The following is a 19,125-nucleotide window of genomic DNA, read 5'->3' as shown; positions in this document are numbered from 1 at the left end:
GGCGGGCCCGTTCGGGGAACGGGCCCGCCGCTTTCGGCGTGCGCTACTTCTGCCGGACGCAGAGCCTTCCGGTGATCTGCACACGGTCGACGTCACCGGTCACCGGGTCGCGCAGGAACCGCCCGAGGTACGGCATCGCCGCGCGCGCACCGCCGTCCGAGGGCGTGCGGAAGGAGAGGTCCCTGCCGACCAGGAGCCGGACCGGCTCCGCTCCGGCGATCGAGAGCAGGAGGTCACCGCCGTCGGCCTCGACCCGGCACGACCAGTCGCCGTTCGCGTAGTCCCCCGCGCACTGCGGCGGCGCCGGCACGGACTCGACGCCGGTCGTGTCCCGAGGATGGTCGCCGACCTCCAGGCCGGTTTCACCCAGCCGCCCGAGCAGCGACTCCCACAGCCGCGCGCCGGTGCTGCCGTTGGCGGTCAGCGCCACCACGGTCCCCGTCGCCGGGTTCGCGCGCAGGTGGCTCCACGCGCCGTCGCCGGTGCCGTCGTGGCCGAACCAGCCCCCGTACCGCGACCATCCGGCACCCCAGCCGCCCGCCAGCCCGTAGGCGTCCACGGCGAGCCCCTCCGTGACGTCCTCGCGCATCGATCGCGCCGTCGCGGCGTCCAGCAGGCCCGCGCCCGGGCCGAGACCCAGGTGCGCGGCACCGAACACCGCAATGTCGCGGGCGGAGAGGCTCAGGCCGGCGGCCGGGTCCTCCAGCGGCGGTACGGACTGCTCCCGGATGGGCCGGGCCGGGGCGTCCGGCCGTACCAGATGGCCCGGGGCGATCGGCGCCGCGGCGTCGTACCCCAGCGGGCGCAGCAGCATCGCGTCCATGGCCTCCGCCCAGTCCAGCCCGGTGATCTCCTCGACCAGGCGGCCGGCGATCAGGTAGCCCGGGTTGGAGTAGGAGAAGACCGTGCCCGGCTCGTGCACGGCCAGCTCGGACGCGTGCCGGGCGAGCCACCGGGCGCGGGTGGTTCCGGGCGGCAGCTCGGCGGTGTTGGCCGCCAGGCCCGCGGTGTGGCTGAGCGCCTGTCGCAGCGTGAACTCCGGGCCCGCGCGCAGCTCGCCCAACTGCTCCGCCAGGGACTCGTCCAGGTCCACGTCGCCGTCGGCGACCAGCAGGGCCGCGAGCGTCGCGGTGAACGCCTTGGTGAGCGATCCGAGCGGGAACGCCGTCGCGACCGTCACCGGCCGTCCCGACCCGGCCTCCTCCTCACCGGTCTCCGCCGTGAGGAGGTGGCCGTCGCGCCAGATCGCCAGCTGCGCGCCGGGCACGCCGTGCCGGAGCGCGAGCTCCGTGAGCAACTCGTTCATCGGGCATCCTCCGTTCCGAGGGCCGGGTCGCACAGGCGGGCGATCGAGCGCAGGGCCGCCACCAGTTCGGAGCCGACCCGCTCGATCGTCCCGGGCTCGTGCAGGTTGACGGAGTAGTAGAGGTCGAAGCCGAGCCGGCCGCCCTCGACCGCGCCGACCACCTCCAGCGCCTGCTCGACCAGCTCGCGGTCGTCCTGCTCCTGGCCGATCTCCTCGTGGAAGGCGTGGAACAGCGAGCGGTCGGCCGTCCGGGTGATCTCCTCGGTCTGGCTGTGGTAGTTGAACGACACCGCGGGGGGCGCGTGCTCCCCCGACGGCGTGCCGTGCCCGGCGAGGTGGCGCAGCGCGCCGTAGCCGATGCCGTTGCCGGGGACGGCGCGCAGGCAGCGGCGCACCGACCGCACGACGGCGGGCCAGTCGGCCTCGTCGCCGGTCCGTCCGGGCACCTCCAGCGCGACGGGGTACGAGCTGGTGAACCACCCGACGGTGCGGGAGAGGTCGATGTCGTCGAAGATCTCCTCGCGTCCGTGGCCCTCCATCTCGATCACCAGTCGGTCGTCGCCGGACCAGCGGCACATCGTCCAGGCCAGCGCGGAGAGCAGCACGTCGCTGACCCGGGCGCGGAACTTGCCCGGTGCCACGTGCAGCAGCGCCGCGGTCTCGTCCTGCTCCAGCCGCACCGGCATGATCCGCCGCGACGACACCACGTTCGGTCCGGGGCCGTCGGTCGGCAGCGGCGCCGCCTCGGGCACCGCGTCCCAGTGCGCGGCCTGGTCGGCGAAGCCGCCGTCCGCCGCGTGCGCCGCGAAGCGGGTGGCCCACTGCCGGAACGAGGAGGTCTTGGCTCCGAGGTCGATCGGCTCGCCGTCGAGCGCCTGCCGGTAGGCGAGGTCCAGGTCGTGGTTGATGACCCGCCACGACACGGCGTCGATCACGAGGTGGTGCACGGTCAGGTGCAGGTGCGCCCGCCGGTCCGCGCCGAGGTCGAACAGGACCGCCCGCAGCAACGGCCCTTCGGTCAGGTCGAAGCTCGTGTCGGCCACCGCGGCGAGCCGGTCCATGGCCGGGAGCAGCTCCTCGTCGGGCAGCCCCGAGAGGTCGTGGCGCTCGAACAGCTCGCCGGTCTCGGCCGCGAGGTTCCACTGCGACCAGTGGCCCTGCTCGTCGAGTTCGTACCGCATCCGCAGCGCGTCGTGGTGCGCGACGACCGCCTCGATCGCGGCGCGCAGCGCCGCCTCGTGGACGTCCGCCGCGAGCTCGACGTGGATCGACTGGACGAGGTGCTGCGGGGCGGCCGTGTTGCGCGCGAAGAACGCGTGCTGGATCGGGGTGAGCGGCACCTCGCCGGCCTCGGCCTCCTGGGTGGCCTCGACCTGGCGGTCCTGGCCGGCGGCGGCGACGAGCTGTTCGACGGTCGGGTGGCGGAACAGGTCGCTGGAGGAGACCTGCAGTCCCGCCCGGCGGCTCTTGAACACGACCTGGATGCTGAGGATCGAGTCGCCGCCGAGGTCGAAGAAGTCGTCGGTGACCCCGACCCGCTCCACGCCGAGCGTCTCGGCCCAGATCGCGGCCATCGTGCGCTCGTCGGAGGTGCGGGGCTCCACCGTGGCCCGGCCGGCCGCAGTGGTCGTGGGCTCCGGCAGGGCGCGCCGGTCGACCTTGCCGTGCGCGGTGAGCGGCATCTGCTCCAGCCGGACGATCGCGGCCGGGACCATGTACTCGGGCAGGCTGGCGGCGAGGTACGCGGTCAGTTCGGCCGGGTCCTGCTCGGAGATCACGTACCCGACGAGACGCCGGCGGCCCGGCTGGTCCTCGCGGACGACGACGGTCGCCCTCGCCACGTCCGGGTGGCGGGTCAGCGCCTGCTCGATCTCGCCGAGCTCGATGCGGTAGCCGCGCAGCTTCACCTGGTCGTCGGTACGGCCGACGAACTCCAGCGTGCCGTCGGGCCGCCAGCGCATCAGGTCGCCGGTGCGGTACATCCGGGAACCGGGCGCCCCGAAGGGGTCCGCCAGGAAGCGTTCGGCGGTCAGCCCGGGGCGGCCCCGGTAGCCGCGGCACACGCCGTCCCCGGCGAGGTACGCCTCCCCGGCCACGCCCACCGGCACCGGCTGCAGGTCCCGGTCGAGCAGGTAGACCCGGGCGTCCGCGGTCGGCCGGCCGACCGGGACGGTCCCTCCGTACTGCCCGTCGCGCTCGACCGGGAAGCAGGTCGAGGTCACCGAGCACTCGGTGGGCCCGTACTCGTTGACGATCCGCAGGTCGGGCAGCCGGTCGAGGACGCGGGCGCAGTGCGGTGCGGACAGCGCCTCACCGCCGACCACGACCGTGCGCACCCCGGCGAGGATTCCCGGGTCGGTGTCGGCGACGGCGTGGAAGAAGCCCGCCGCGAACGAGATGGCCTCCACCTCGTTGTCGCGCAGGAACTTGTCGAGCTCGTCGACCGAGCGGAAGTCGCCGGGCCGCACGGCCAGGCACGCGCCGCTCAGCAGCGCCTGCCACAGCTCGTTCTGCGCGGCGTCGAACGAGATCGAGTGGTGCTGGGCGATCGTCGTGGCGTCGCCGAAGGTGTGCTCGCCCGCGGCGCGCACCAGACGGACGAGGCCGCGGTGGGTGACCATGCTGGCCTTGGGCGCGCCGGTCGAGCCCGAGGTGTAGACGAGCACGGCGAGGTTGTCCGGGACGGTGCGCGAGGGCAGCGGCGCGACGACGGGCTCCGGCCGCAGCTCGTCGACCAGCAGGATCTCGGCGTCGGTCGGCGGCAGGCCGGGCGCGAGCGCGGCGCTGGTCAGCATCACCGGCACGCCCGAGTCGCGGAAGAGGTAGGTGAGACGCTCGGACGGGTACCCGGGGTCGAGCGGCACGTACGCACCGCCCGCCTTGAGGACGCCGAGCATGGCGGTGATCATCTCGGCGCCACCCGGCAGGCAGATGCCCACCGGCACCTCCGGACCGACGCCCCGGCCGACGAGATCGTGGGCGAGCCGGTCGGAGCAGGCGTCCAGCTCGGCGTAGGTGAGCCGGGTGTCGCTGGCGACGACCGCGAGCCGGTCGGGGTGCTCGCGCGCGACCTCCGTGAAGAGCTCGTGCAGGCACCGCTCGGGGTAGCCGGACAGGGTTCCGTTGAACTCCTCGATCAGCCGGTCGAGTTCGGCGCCGCGGACCATCGGCAGGTCCCGCAGGGTGGTGCTGCCGGGTGCCGCCACCATCGCGTCGAGCATGCCGAGCAGGTGATCGGCGAAGCGGCCCGCGGTGGCGTCGTCGAACAGCCGCGGGTCGTAGCCGAGCCGCATGTGGAGTCCGTCCACCAGGTGTGCCACGCAGGTGAGCGGGAAGTTCGACGTCTCCAGGCCCGCCAACGACCGGACCCCCAGGCCGTGGCGCTCGGCGGCGTTCTCGTCGTACGGGAAGTTCTCGAAGACCACGCAGCTGTCGAAGAGGTCGGTGCCCGCCGGGATCGCGGCCCAGCTCCGGACCTGGGCGAGCGAGACGTACTCGAACTGGCGGCCGTCGACCTGCTGCTCCTGGATCTCGCGCAGCCAGGTGCGCAGGTCGCTGTCGGGCGAGACGGTCAGCCGGGCGGGCAGCGTGTTGATGAACAGGCCGACCATCTCGTCCGAGCCCGGCAGGTCGGCGGGCCGGCCGCCCACCGTGGTGCCGAAGCAGACCTGCCGGTCGCCGCTGTACCGGGACAGCAGCAGGGCCCAGGCGCCCTGGATCAGGGTGTTGACGGTGACCCGGGCCTCCCGGGCGAAGCTCTCCAGCCGCCCGGTCTCCTCCGCCGTGAGCACGAGGTCGAGGTGGCCGGTGTCGCGGGACTGGTGCGAGCGCAGCGGCGGCCGGTCGTACGGCAGCACGGTGGGTGCGGAGAACCCGGCGAGCAGGCCGGTCCAGTACGTCTGCGCCGCGGCGGTGTCCTGCTCGCCGAGCCAGCGCACGTACTCGCGGAACGGGCGGCGCGGGCGCGGCGGGTCGACCTCGCGTCCGCTGAGCGCGGCGTGCTCCACGAAGACCTCGTTGAGCACGTCGGCGAAGCTCCAGCCGTCGAGGAGCAGGTGGTGCGACGAGCAGCGCAGGTGAACGCTGGACGCGGAGAGCCGGGCCAGGTGCAGTCGCAGCAGCGGCGGCCGCGACAGGTCGAGCGGCTCGCCCGGGGCCTCGGCCAGCAGGCGGATGCGCTCCTGCTGCTGTGCCTCGGTCAGCTCCGACCAGTCCTCGATGACGACGGGCACGCGCACGTCCCGGTGGACCACCTGCAGGGGGCGTCCGCCCTCGGCGTCGGCGATCGCGGTACGCAGCACGGGCGTGCGGTCGACGACCCGCTGCCACGCCTCGGCCAGCACGGCGGGGTCGGTGACCCCGTCGAGGACCAGCCCGAGGTGGGTGAAGTAGATGTCGTCCTCGTGCGCGTCGAGCGAGTGGAACAGCAGGCCACTCTGCATCGGCGTGAGCGGGTAGACGTCCTCGACCGCGCGGCCGTCCCCGGCGATCCGGTCGACGCCGGCCTGGTCGAGCCCGGCGAGCGGGAAGTCGGACGGGGTGCAGCCGCCGGCCTGGGCGCAGTGCGCCACGATGTCGGCGAGCGCGGCGGTGAACCGCGCCGCGAGGCCGGCGATCGTCGCCTCGTCGTGCAGCGCGGCCGAGTACTCCCAGGAGAACTCGATCCGGCCGTCACGGACCATCCCGGTGACCTCCAGGCGGTTCGGACGGGCCAGGTCGGCACTGCGGTCCGGTACCGGGCTGGGCTGCCAGCCGCGCAGCAGGCCGTCGCCGGTGGCCACGTCGAAGTGGCCGTGGTAGTTGAAGCCGACCTGGCAGCGGCCGCCGCCCAGCCCGGCGCCCTCGGTCAGGTAGCGCAGGGCGCCGTACCCGATGCCGGCCTCGGGGACCGCGCGCAGGGTCTCCTTGACGGCCTTGAGCCGGGTGCCCCAGTCCTCGCCCGGCACGGGCAGCACGACCGGGAAGAGCGTGGTGAACCAGCCCGCCGTGCGGGACAGGTCGACGTCGTCGAAGAGGTTCTCGCGGCCGTGGCCCTCCAGTTCGACCGCGACGGCCTCGCCGCCGGACCAGTCGGCCAGCACCGCCGCGAGCGCGGTCAGCAGCACGTCGTTGATCTGGGTGCGGTACGCCGCCGGCACGTCCCGCAGCAGCGCGCGGGTCAGCTCGGCGTCGAGACCGGCCTCGACCGTACGGGCGTGCGCGAGCGTGTCCGGTGCCGTGCGGTCGACCGGCAGCGGCGGGCATGCGACGGACGCGGCCTCGACGGCCTGCCAGTACGGTCGCTCGCCGTCGAAGCGGCCGGATCCGGCCGCCTCGGTCAGCCGCATCGACCATTCCCGGAAGCCGGTGGACTTCTCCGGCAGGCCGGCTCGCAGGCCCTGCACCGCCTGCTCGTAGGCGAGTTCCAGGTCGGAGAGCAGCACGCGCCAGGTGACCCCGTCGACGACGAGGTGGTGCACCGTGACGAACAGCCGGTCGGGCTCGGGTGCACCGGAGAAGTGCACCGCGCCGAGCAGGGGGCCGGCGTCGAGCCGGAAGCCCGCCTGGGCCGCCGTGACCGCCTCGTGGACCGCCCGCTCGCGGGCCCGGGCGTCGAGGCCGGACAGGTCGACCGTGCGGAACGGCTCGCCCGTCTCGGCGACCGCGCAGTGCTGCCGCCAGGCGCCGTCGGTGCGCACGGCGCGCAGCCGCAGCGCGTCGTGGTGGTCGAGCAGCGCCGTCACCGCCGTGCGCAGGGCGGCCGGGTCGGTGCCGGGCGCGAGCTCGACGAACATCGACTGGTTGAAGTGGACGGCGCCCTCGGGGTACTGCTCGAAGAACCAGTGCTGCACCGGGGTGAGCGGCACGTCCCCGACCGCGGTGGCGGCCGCCTGCGGCGCCGGCTGGTCCGCGGCCCGGACGACGGCGGCCAGGTCGGCGACGGTCTGGTGCAGGAAGATCTGCTTGGCGGTCAGGCGCAGGCCGGCCCGCCGTGCCTTCGACACGACCTGCAGTCCGACGATCGAGTCGCCGCCGAGCTCGAAGAAGTTGTCGCTGACCCCGACCGAGCCGGGCTGGAGGCCCAGCACCTCGGCCCAGATCGCGGCGAGCGCGGCCTCGGTGTCGTTGCGCGGCGGTACGTGGTTCCCGGCGGCGTGGTCGGTGGTCGCCGGCGCCGGCAGCGCCTTGCGGTCGAGCGTGCCGCTCGGCGTCATCGGCAGCTCGTCGAGGACGACGAGTGCGGAGGGTACGGCCGGGTCGGGCACGATCCCGGCGAGGAACGCGCGCAGCTCGGTGAGGGTGGGCGCGGTACCGTCCGCGACCAGGTAGCCGACGAGCCGGTCACGGCCGCCCGTGTCGGGTCGCACCGCCGCGGCCGCGGCCGCGATGCCGGGGTGGCGCAGCAGGGCGGCCTCGACCTCGCCGAGCTCCACCCGGAAGCCGCGGACCTTGACCTGGTCGTCCGCACGGCCGAGGTACTCCAGGTTGCCGTCGGGCCGCCATCGCCCGACGTCGCCGGTGCGGTAGAGCCGCCCGTCGGTGAACGGGTCGTCGATGAAGCGCTGCGCGGTGAGCTCGGGCCGGTTCCAGTACCCCTGTGCCACCCCGTCACCGCCGATGCAGATCTCGCCGGGCACGCCGACGGGAACGGGACGCAGCAGGGCGTCGAGCACGTACGTGCGGGTGTTGCCCAGCGGCCGGCCGATCGGCACGACCGCCGTGTCGCCCAGCGCGTCGGGCCGCAGCCGGTACGTCGTGGAGTCCACGGTGGTCTCCGTGGCGCCGTAGTTGTTCGTGACGACGGCGTCGGACGGGAGCAGCTCCAGGGTCGCGGCCGCGTCGCCGGCCAGCCACGCTTCCGAACCGACCGCGAGGACGCGCAGCGAGTCCGCCCGGTGGCCGGCCCAGGACAGCTCCTGGGCGACCGCCTTGGCCAGCGACGGGGTGGTCACCAGCAGCTGCGGGCGGACCTCGGTGATCAGCGCGGCCAGTGCGGGCGGGTCGGTGATCACCTCTGCCGGGCAGATCACCATCTCGCCGCCGTACATCGCGGACATCAGGAAGTCACCGAGGAACAGGTCCACGGCGAGGCTGGACACCGACAGGCTGCGGCCCCGCAGTCCGGTCAGGTCGTAGCGGGCGTCCCAGGCGCGCATCATGTGTTCGGCGTTGCGGTGGCTGACCATCACGCCCTTGGGGCGGCCGGTCGAGCCGGAGGTGTAGACGACGTACGCGAGGTCGTCCGGCCCGACGGCCGTGGTGGGCGCCGTGGCGGGGTGGCGGGCGATCGCGTCCTGGTCGGTGTCGAGGCGGATCGTGGTCCAGGGGCCTTCGCCCACCGCCGCCGAGTCGGTGATCAGCACCGGGGCGGCGGCGTCACCGAGCATCATGGCCAGCCGCTGCGCGGGGTGCTCGGGGTCGAGCGGCACGAACGCGCCACCGGCCTTGAGGACGGCCAGCAGCGCGACCATCGCGTCCACGCCGCGGTCGAGGCAGACGCCGGTCAGCACGCCCGGGCGGACGCCGGCCGCGACCAAGTGGTGCGCGAGCCGGTTGGCCCGCGCGTCCAGCTCGGCGAAGGTGAGCCGCTCGCTGCTGTCGCTCACCGCGACGGAGTCGGGCGTCCGGGCCGCCTGCTCGTCGAAGATCCGGTGCAGGGTCCGGGCGTCCGGTACCGCGATGGCCGGTCCCTGCCAGTCGGCGGTGAGCGTGTGCAGCTCGTCGGCCGGCAGCATGGACAGGCCGGCGAGCGGCGCCTCGGGCTCGTCGGTCACCGCGCGCAGCAGGGTGACGAGGTGGCCGCCGAGCCGCTCGACGGTCGCCCGGTCGAACAGGTCGGTGCTGTACTCCAGGTAGCAGACGAGCGAGGAGGCGTCCTCGTAGAAGTCGAGCGTGAGGTCCAGCTTCGCGACGTCGACCGGCGGTTGGATCTCGGTGACGTCCAGCCCCTGGAAGGCCGGCAGCGTGTCGGCCAGGTTCTGCAGGTTGACCATCACCTGCACCAGCGGCGGCCGGGACGGGTCCCGGTCGGGCCGCAGCGTGTCGACGAGCCGCTGGAAGGGGACCTCGTCGTGGGCGAAGGCGTCGAGCAGGCCGGTGCGCACCCGGCCGAGCAGCTCCGTGAACGACAGCGACTCCTCCACCTGGGAACGCAGCACCACGGTGTTGATGAAGGTGCCGATCAGGTTCTCCAGCTCGGGCCGCTGCCGGCCCAGGGTGACCGTGCCGACCGCCACGTCGGGTTCGTCGCAGTACCGGGCCAGCAGCACCTTCGTGACCGTGACCAGGGCCATGAACAGCGTCGCGTCACGCCCACGGCTCAGCTCCCGCAGGCGGTTCAGCACGTCGGCGGGGATCTCCACCGGCAGGGTCGCGCCCGCGGGCGTACGGACGGGCGGCCTCGGCCGGTCGGTGGGCAGGTCGGCCGTGCGCATGCCCGCGAGCCGGTCGCGCCAGTAGCCGAGCTGCTCGTCGAGCGTGGCGGACCGCTCGCGCTCCCAGACGGCGAAGTCGGCGTACTGCACGGGCAGGGGCGACAGGGACGCCGCCACGCCGCCGACCGCCTCGTCGTAGGCGGCGGCCAGCTCGCCGAGCAGCCGCCCGGTCGACCAGCCGTCGCAGACGATGTGGTGCGTGCCCAGCACGAGCACGTGGTCGTCGGCGTCCACGCGCAGCAGGGTGGCCCGCAGCAGCGGTCCGTGGCGCAGGTCGAACGGGGTGTTCAGCTCCGCCGCGAGGAAGCGCTCGATCGCGGGCACGGCGTCGGGCCCTGACACGTCGACGGTCGGCAACGGCCGGTCGGTGTGCTCGTGCACGATCTGGACGCCACGGCCGTCGACCGCGTCGAACGTGGTGCGCAGCATCTCGTGCCGGCGCACGACCTGGTCGAGCGCGGCGCCGAGCGCAGCGGTGTCGAGCTCGCCGCGCAGCCGCAGCGCGCGCAGCGAGTTGTACTCGGCACTGTCCGGTTCCAACTCGGCGGAGAACCAGAGCCGCTCCTGCGCCGACGACATCGGCAGCAGGCCGTCACGGGGGGCGGCGGGGATCGGCAGCTCCGCGGGCGCGGACTGGCCGGCGAGGCGGCGCAGCAGCTCCGCCCGCAGGTGCGCCGGTACGGACGCGAGCATCTCGTCGGGCTGGGTCATCTGCATTCCTTCCAAGGTCAGATCCGGCCGGGCGCTTCGGCGCCGGAGGCGGCAATCAGGCTCGCGATGATCCGCTGCTGGACGACCGCGGCGAGGTCTCTCACGTGGCGGTGCTCGAACAGGTCTCGCGGGGAGAGCGGCACGTCGAACGCGGTGCGCATGCGGACGGCAAGGCGGATCGCGTTGATCGAGTCGCCGCCGAGGTCGAAGAAGCTGTCGTGCGCGCCCACCCGGGGCACGTCCAGCACCTCGCCCCAGATCCGGCAGACGGCCTCCTCGGTGGGGTTGGCCGGCGCCACGTACGAGTCCTCGTCCGGACGGAGCCCCGCCGCGGGCAGCGCCGCCCGGTCGAGCTTGCCGTTGCGGTTGATCGGCAGCACCGCCAGCGACACCACGGCGGCCGGAACCATGTAGGCGGGCACGTGCTGGGCGACGTGTGCGCGCAGCTCGTCCGCGGTCGGTTCGCCGGAGCGGGGCACGACGTACGCGACGAGCCGCTTGCCGGCCCCGTCGGCCTGGACGACGACCGCGGCCTCGGCCACCGCCTCGTGCCGCAGCAGCACGTTCTCGACCTCGCGCGGCTCCACCCGGAAGCCGCGGATCTTGACCTGGTCGTCCGCCCGGCCGGCGAACTCCAGCGTGCCGTCCCGGTTCCAGCGGACCAGGTCGCCGGTGCGGTACAGCCGGGCGCCCGGCGCGCCGAACGGGTCGGCCACGAAGCGCTCCGCGGTGAGGTCCGGCCGCCCGATGTATCCGCGGCCCACGCCGGCGCCGCCGAGGTAGAGCTCTCCCGTGACGCCGGGCGGCACGGGGCGCAGCCGGTCGTCGAGGACGTGGACGCTGGTGTTGGGGATCGGCCTGCCGATCGGGACGTTGTCGTACCGGGCACCGGGCTCGACGGCGAACAGCGTCGCGGCGACCGCGCATTCGCTGGGACCGTAACCGTTGAGCAGGCGGCGGCCGGGCGACCACGCGGTGGCGAGGTCCGGGGTGAGGACCTCGCCGCCGCACAGGATGGACTCCAGGTTCGGCAGCGCCGCCGGGTCGAGCACCGGCAGGACGGTCGGCGGCCCGGTGACCGCGGTGACGTCGGCCTCGCGCAGCTGCTCGATCAGTTCGGCACCGCTGTAGGTCCCGGCGGTCACGGGAGCGACCAGCGTGGCGCCGCCCGCGAGCGTGCTCAACAGGACGAGCGAGGCGGCGTCGAAGCTCATCGGGGAGAGCTGGTAGATCCGGCTGCCGGGGCGCACGTGCAGGGGGACGACCGCCTCGATGGTGTTGACCATGGACCGGTGCTCGACCATGGTGCCCTTGGGCTTCCCGGTCGAACCCGAGGTGTAGACGGTGAACACGAGGTCGCGGGGGCTGCCGTGGTCGGGCGGGGCGGTCGCCGGCCGGGCGGCGACGGCGGGCCAGTCCTCGTCGAGCAGGACGAGCGGGGTCGTCGTGCCCGCGAAGACGTCGACGTGGCTGGTGTGGGTGAGCACGACCGCCGGGCGCGCTTCCTCCAGGATCGCGGCGGCGCGCTGGGCCGGGTAGTCGGGGTCGATCGGCACGTACGCGCCGCCGGCCTTGAGCGTGCCGAGGACGCCGACGACCAGGTCGGGGCCGCGCTCGACGGACACACCGACGAGCACGTCCGGCCCGACGCCGAGGCCGACCAGGTGGTGGGCGAGCCGGTTGGAGCGCTCCTCGACCTCCGCGTAGGTGAGCCGGTGGTCGCCCCGCTCGATCGCGACGGTGTCCGGCCACCGGGCGGCGCGCTCGCTGATGAGCTGGTGCATGCGCCGCTCGATGGAGTACTCGGAGGCAGCGGCCACGCCCCACTCACCGAGGACGAGTTCCCGCTCGGCGGCGGTCAGCGCGGTCACGTCGCCGACGCTCGGCGCGGACCCGTCGGCCAGCTTGTCCAGCACCGTGATCAGCCGCGCGGCGACCCGCTCCACGGTGTCCGGCTCGAAGACCGTCTCGTCGTAGAGCAGCCGCATGACCAGCGACTCGCCGGGGAACACGCTCAGCGCCAGCGGATAGCCCGTGGCGAACTCGACGTCGAACGCGCGGACCACCGACCGGTCGAACGGGTAGTTCTGGAAGACCACGGCCGTGTCGAACAGCGCGGTCCCGGGCGCCACGTCGGCGAAGGACTGCACGCGGTTCAGCGGGGCGTACGCGAACTCGCGCGCCGCGGCCTGCTCGCGCTGCAACTCCGCGAGCCAGGGCAGGGTCTGCTCGTCGTCACCGACCCGGACCCGGACGGGCTGGCTGTTGATCATCATGCCGACCATCGACTCGACGCCGGGCAGCTCCGCCGGCCGCACCGCCATGCTCGTGCCGAAGCAGACGTCGGTCTCGCCGCTCAGGCGCGCCAGCAGGATCGCCCACGCGCCCTGGACCAGGGTGTTGGGGGTCAGCCCGGTGCGCCGCGCGCACGCGGAGAGCCGCGCGGCCGTCTCCGCCGGAACCGTCACCTGCACCGATCGCCTCGCCGTGGGCCGGTGGCCCTCGGGCGGCTGCCGGTCGCCGGGCACGGACACCGGACTCGTGAAGCCGGCCATCCGGCCGCGCCAGTAGTCGTCGGCGGCGGTCAGGTCCTGGTCCGCGAGCCAGCGGACGAAGTCCTGGAACGGCGGCCGCGGCCGCACCGGCTCGCCGCGGTACCCGTCGAGCACGTCCTGCAGCAGTTCCGCGGCGCTCCACCCGTCGGTGAGCACGTGGTGCATCGTCCAGACGAGCTCGACGGAGTCCGGGCCGAGCCGCACGATCGTGACCCGGCTCAGCGGTGCCCGGGTGAGGTCGACGCCGGCGGCGCGGTCGGCGTCGAGCAGCTCCCGCAGCCGCACGGGGTGCTCCGCCTCCGGCAGAGCGCTCCAGTCGAGGTGGGTCACCGGCAGCGTGACCTCGTCCCGGACGACCTGCACGGGCTCCTCGACCTCGGCCCAGCGCAGCTCGGTGCGGAGCACCGCGTGGCGTTCCGTGGCCTCCTGCCAGACCCGGCCGAGACGGTCGGGGTCGGTGACGTCGCCGAGCCGGACGACGAGCTGGAGCAGGTGCAGCGACGGGTCGTCGAGCATGAGGGTCTCGAAGAGCATGCCGCTCTGCATGGAGGTCAACGGGTAGCTGCCCGTCCGCTGCGCCTCGTGCCGTGCCGCCGGGGCTTCGTCGAGCCGCGTCGCCGCGCCGGCCAGCGCCTCGACGGTCGGGTGGGCGAAGACGTCGGTCGTGCTCAGCACGAGGCCCTTGGCCCGCGCCCGCGCGACGATCTTCATGGTCAGCACGGAGTCGCCGCCGAGGGCGAAGAAGTCGTCTCGCGCGCCGACCCGTTCGACGCCGAGCGTCTCGGCCCAGATCGCGGCGAGCTCACGCTCGGTGTCCGTGCGCGGCTCGCGGTACTCCTGGTCGTCGGCCGGGGGCTCGGGCAGCGCGGACCGGTCCACCTTGCCGTTCGCGTTGATCGGCAGCCGGTCCATCCAGACGACGCGCGCGGGCACCATGTAGCTCGGCAGGCGCTCGGCCAGCCGGTCGAGCAGCTCGCCCTCGGCGAGCGGGCTCGGCCCCGTCGGGTACGCGACGATGCTGCGCGTGGCGCCGCTCTCCCGCACCATCACGACGACGTCGGTGACGCCGGGGCAGTCGCGCAACGCGGCCTCGATCTCGCCCAGTTCGATCCGGAACCCGCGGATCTTGACCTGGTGGTCGGCACGGCCGAGGAACTCGATGAGCCCGTCCTCGGTCAGCCGCACCCGGTCGCCGGTGCGGTAGAGGCGGCCGCCGGGGACGAACGGGTTCGCCACGAAGCGCTCGGCGGTCAGCGCGGGGCGTCCGAGGTAGCCGCGCCCGGTGCCGTCGCCGGCCAGGTACAGCTCGCCGTCCGCGCCCGCGCCGACGGCCCGCAGCCGCTCGTCGAGCACGTACGCCTCGGAGTCGTCCAGGGCCGTGCCGATCACCGCGGCCCGGGTGGGCTCGCCGCCCGGCGCCATCCGGTGCGCGGTGGCGCACACCGTGATCTCGGTCGGCCCGTACACGTTGACGACCGTGGTGTCCGGGCAGGCGCGCCGCGCCTGCTCGATGGCGGTCGCCGACGGCGTCTCGCCACCGGTCCACACCTCGCGCACCCCCGCGAAGCAGCCGGGCTGCTCCTCGGCGAAGAGCCGGAACAGCGCCGCGGTCAGGAAGACGCCGTCGAAGCCGTGCTCGGCGATGAGCCCGGCCAGCCCCGGGGCGGTCAGCTCGTCGGGCGCGATGACGACGCGGCCTCCGTTGAGCAGCGGCACCCAGATCTCGAACGTGGAGGCGTCGAACGCGAGCGGCGCGTTGAACATCGTGCCGCGGCCGAAAGCGGCGCGGACGTGGGGTTCCCGGGCGAGCGCCAGGATGTTGCGGTGGGTGACGGACACGCCCTTGGGCCAGCCGGTCGAGCCCGAGGTGTGGATGACGTACGCGAGCTGCTCCTCGTCGACGCTCACGCGCGGGGCGTCGGGGCGCCGGCCCGGGTCCGCGCCGTCCACGACGAGCACGGACGGCCCGGCGGTGGCCGCCCGATCGGCGGTCGACCGGTCGGCGATCAGCACCACCGCGTCGGTCCCGGCGAGCAGCCGGCGGACCCGCTCGTCGGGGTAGCTCTCGTGCATCGGCACGTAGACCCCGCCCGCCTTGAGCACGGCGAGCAGGGCGACAACGGTCTCCGGCGAGTGGCCCGAACGGCCCATCAGCATGCCGACCCGCGACTCGGCGCCCACCCCGGCGGCGACCAGGAGGTGGGCCAGGTGGTTGGCGCGCTCGTCCAACTCGCCGTACGTGAGGGTCCGGTCGGCGTCGACGACCGCGGGCGCGTCCGGGTCCCGCCGGGCGTGCGCGGCGACGACATGGTGGACCGTCCGGCCCTCCGGGTCGGCGGGTGCGTTGTCAAAACCGTGGGACATGCTCGGCCCTCCACTAGAGACACGCGTGGCGCGCGGATCTGTCGACGGTCGAGCTTGGCGTGCGGAGGGGTACCGGCTCCACGTTCTTGAGCGGTGAGGAAACTGCCCGCTCGGTGGGGGTCCCGGTGGGGACGCGCGAAACAGGTGAGGCGTGGCCGAAGCCACGCCTCACCTGCTACAAGCGGTCGTACGTCACTCGGGCCGCGAGATCGCCTCCACGGCCGGCGGACGCAGTGCGAGCCGGGCCGGCAGCATCACGGCGGGCCAGGCGATCGCCACGGCCGCGGTCACGATGCCGAGGTACATCAGCGGCGGGATGGAGGGGAACACGGAGTGCCGGATCGCGTAGCTCATCCCGATCAGCGACGGCAGCGCCGCGATCGTGCCGACGACGATCGCGCACAGCGCGATGATGCCCGCCTCCTGGCGCATCATCGACCGAACCTGGCTGGTACGGGTGCCGACGAGGCGCAGCAGGGCGAACTCGCCCCGCCGCGAGATCGTCGCCATGACCAGCGTGTTGACGACGGCGATGGCGAGGTAGCCGAGCAGGACGGCGTTGAGCATGAGGCTGACCCCGCTGGCGCCCGAATCGGTCGGTGCGACGGTGACCGCCGCGGCGTCCTGCACGCTCAGCGTCGGGTACGGCTTCAGCGCCGCGCTCAGGTCCGCCTTCGGATCGGAGTTCACCATCAGCCACTGATCGAGGTGGTCGGTGCTGTGCGCGATGACCACGTCGTTGGGCAGCGTGATGTCGCCGAAGCCGAGCCCGTTCTCGTAGACCGCGACCACCTTGGCCTTCTCGACGGTGCCGTCGCCGAGGTGCACCTCGACGGTGCCGCCCACGTCGGCGCCGACCGTGCCGGAGACGATGCGGCTGAGCGCGACCGTGTCTCCGGTGAGACCGCCGAGGTCGCCGCGCAGAACGTCCAGCTTCATGGTGTCCGGTACGGCCGCCGGGTCGACGCCCTGCGCCGAGGTGATCCGGTACTGGATGCCGTCGCCGTCGGGCCAGGTGAGGATCGTCGAGGTCCGGGCGACCGGGCCGACCGTGCGGACGCCGGGGACCTTTCGGAGCTCGTCGACCAGGCCGGGTGAGATCCCCGCGCTGTCGGAGGTCACCACGTGGTCGGCGATCACGCCGTCGACCAGCTGGTCCTGCGCGGTCGCGGCGAGCGTCGTGGCGCCGAAGAGCTGGGCGGACGCCATGGTCACACCCATGATCAGCGGGGTGGTGGCGGCGCTGAGCCGGCGGGCCCGGGCCCGGGAGTTGGCGATCGCGAGGAACCGGGTGACGCCGCCCGGGCGACGGCCGAGCAGCGCCGCGATGCCGCCGAACAGCTTCGGTCCGAGCAGGCCGACGGCGATCACCAGGAGCAGCGCGGAGCTGGCGGCGCCTTCGATGGCCGACTCGCCGGGCAGCACGATCGGCAGCACGACCGCGACGGCCAGGCCCCCGGGCACGAGCAGCAGGCCGAGCGTGAGCCGGACCCAGCCGAGCTTCTTCGACTCCACGGCCACGTCGCCGAGCGCCTCGACGGCACTGACCTTCGCGGCCCGCCGGGCCGCCAGCCAGCCGCCGACCCGGGCCGCGAGGACGCAGACCAGCACGGCGAACAGCACCGGCAGCGGCGTGATCTCCAGGGAGAATCCGGCCGGCAGCACGCCGGCCGACGTGAACACGGAGTGCAGCAGCAGGGCGAGCAGGATGCCGGGGACGGCGCCGAGCACGGCGCCGATCCCGCCGACGAGCACGGCCTCGCCGCCGATCATCCGCAGCACCTGCCGCGGGGTGGCACCGACGGCGCGCAGCAGGGCCAGCTCGCGGCGGCGCTGCTGCACCTGCAGGGCCAGCGTGCCGGAGACCACGATGACCACGAGCATGATCATGGTGGCGCCGAAGGCGCTGGCCACCTCGATGACGAAGGACCGCGACTGCCCGATGTCGAGCGTCTCGACATCGCTGCGGTCGTCGCCGGTGTAGGTCTCCACGCCGGGCACGGCCTTCTTGATCCGGTCGGCGAGGTCGCCCGCGTCGGTCCCGTTCGCGGCCAGCACACCGACGGCGTCGATCTTGCCGGGCAGGTCGTAGAGCCGCGCCGCCCGGTCGTCGGTGAAGAAGACCGCGGACTGCCGGTCGAACGAGACCCCGGGCTCGGCGACGCCGCTGACGTGGTACGACTCCGGCTTCGACCCGGCCACCAGCGTGACCGTGTCCCCGGCGCCGACGCCGGCCCGCTTGGCGAGGTCGCTGTCGAGCACGACGTCGTCGGCCGCTTGCGGCTGGGAGCCCGAGCGCAGCGTGAACGGTGCCAGCACCGAGGCGGACCAGCCGTGCCCGTACACGGGCGGGCCGTCGAGGACGGAGTCCTTCTTCAGGACGGTCATCCGGACACTGGTGTCCGCGACCGCGGATTCGACGCCCTTGACCGCGGCGACCTTGGCGACCGTGTCGTCGGGCAGCCGGACCCGCTCGGAGAGCCGCGGGTCCGAATCGCCGTCGACGGGCATGGCCTGGTAGCCGCCGACGACGACGGCCGCCTTGTGGTACCGCTCGGCCGGGACTCCCGAGCTGAGACCGGTCTCCAGCAGCGCGCCACAGGCGGTGATCACGGCGGAGCCGACCGCGACGGCGATCAGCACCGCCGCGAAGCCGCCCTTGCGGCCGCGGATCGTGCTCCAGGCCAGCGAGAGGTTCTCGCGCGAGAGCGTCTTGACCTTCTTCTTGGCCTTGACGCCCGCCGGCGGATCGGCCGCCTTGGCCTTGCTCTTACGGCTCACCACTCACCCAGCCTGGTCATCCGGTCGGCCACCTGGTCCGGCGTCGGCCGGACGAGTTCGCCGGCCAGTCGGCCGTCGGCCAGGAAGGTCACCGAGTCCGCGTGCGAGGCGGCGACCGGGTCGTGGGTCACCATCACCACGGTCTGGCCGGTCTGGTCGACGACCCCCCGCAGCAGTTGCAGGACCTGCTTGCCGGTACGTGTGTCGAGCGCGCCCGTCGGCTCGTCGGCGAAGATCACGTCGGGTTCCGTGATGAGGGCGCGGGCGATGGCCACCCGCTGCCGCTGACCGCCGGAGAGCTGCCCGGGGTAGCGGTCGCCCATGTCGGCGAGCCCGACGTTCGCCAGCTCGGCGTTCACCCGGTCCATCGGAACCGGTTCGCCGGCCAACCGGAACGGCAGGCCCACGTTGTCGGCGATGGTGAGCGAGTCGAGCAGGTTGTACGCCTGGAAGACGAACCCGACCCGTTCCCGCCGGATCTCGGTGAGCTGCTCCTCGTCCAGGCCGACCAGGCGGGTGTCGCCGAGGGTCACGCCGCCCTTCGTGGGTTGGTCGAGACCCGCCGAACAGTGCAGGAACGTACTCTTACCCGAGCCGGAGGGACCCATGATCGCGACGAACGTCCCGCGCCGCACGCCTATCGTCACGTCGTCCAAAGCGGTGACCACATTACGACCGGAACCGTAAGTCTTCGTCACGGATTCCAACAAGAGAGCATATCCGCTACTCACTTCACACCCTTCCCCCTTTTGCGGGGAACCGTACCGTCCGGCGCCCTCGCCGATCAACCCGACTCTGGCGGAAAAACGATTTTTGGCCGTGCTCCGACGGAGCTCGAATAACGGCTCCCACCTGCGCTTCTCCTTTCAGGCCCGGCTCCCCCCGGTCGGCCGCACGGCCGAATCTCGACGTTCGACACGACAAACGTTCGACGTCTGTTCACGGCACCGACCCCGCCGCGCCGGCGGCACACCGCACGGCCCCGGCCGCCGCA

The 19,125-nt window shown here is 73.6% G+C and carries 5 protein-coding genes; all 5 read right to left on the bottom strand.

What is annotated here, in order from left to right:
• Positions 1-43 precede the first annotated feature (43 nt).
• Entirely contained in the window at positions 44-1,306 is a 1,263-nt protein-coding gene (locus KS423_RS01140; RefSeq protein ID WP_224273775.1) for a serine hydrolase, read from the bottom strand.
• On the bottom strand, positions 1,303-10,431 hold the full coding sequence (locus KS423_RS01135) for a non-ribosomal peptide synthetase (protein WP_224273773.1): 9,129 nt from the start codon (positions 10,429-10,431) through the stop codon (positions 1,303-1,305). The genes KS423_RS01140 and KS423_RS01135 overlap by 4 nt, the downstream gene beginning before the upstream one ends.
• Before the next feature lie 17 nt (positions 10,432-10,448).
• Complete coding sequence (locus KS423_RS01130) at positions 10,449-15,350, bottom strand: non-ribosomal peptide synthetase (RefSeq protein WP_224273771.1); 4,902 nt, start codon at positions 15,348-15,350, stop codon at positions 10,449-10,451.
• A gap of 192 nt (positions 15,351-15,542) precedes the next feature.
• Complete coding sequence (locus KS423_RS01125) at positions 15,543-18,134, bottom strand: FtsX-like permease family protein (protein ID WP_224273769.1); 2,592 nt, start codon at positions 18,132-18,134, stop codon at positions 15,543-15,545.
• A complete protein-coding gene (locus KS423_RS01120; RefSeq protein ID WP_224273842.1) occupies positions 18,128-18,862 on the bottom strand; it encodes an ABC transporter ATP-binding protein in 735 nt (244 codons plus the stop codon). The genes KS423_RS01125 and KS423_RS01120 overlap by 7 nt, the downstream gene beginning before the upstream one ends.
• Between the last annotated feature and the right edge of the window lie 263 nt (positions 18,863-19,125).

This window comes from Streptomyces sp. LS1784, from assembly GCF_020103755.1.
Classification (GTDB): Bacteria; Actinomycetota; Actinomycetes; order Streptomycetales; family Streptomycetaceae; genus Kitasatospora.
The sequence above is the reverse complement of the archived record's forward strand: the minus strand, read 5'-3'. Positions and strand labels throughout refer to the sequence as shown.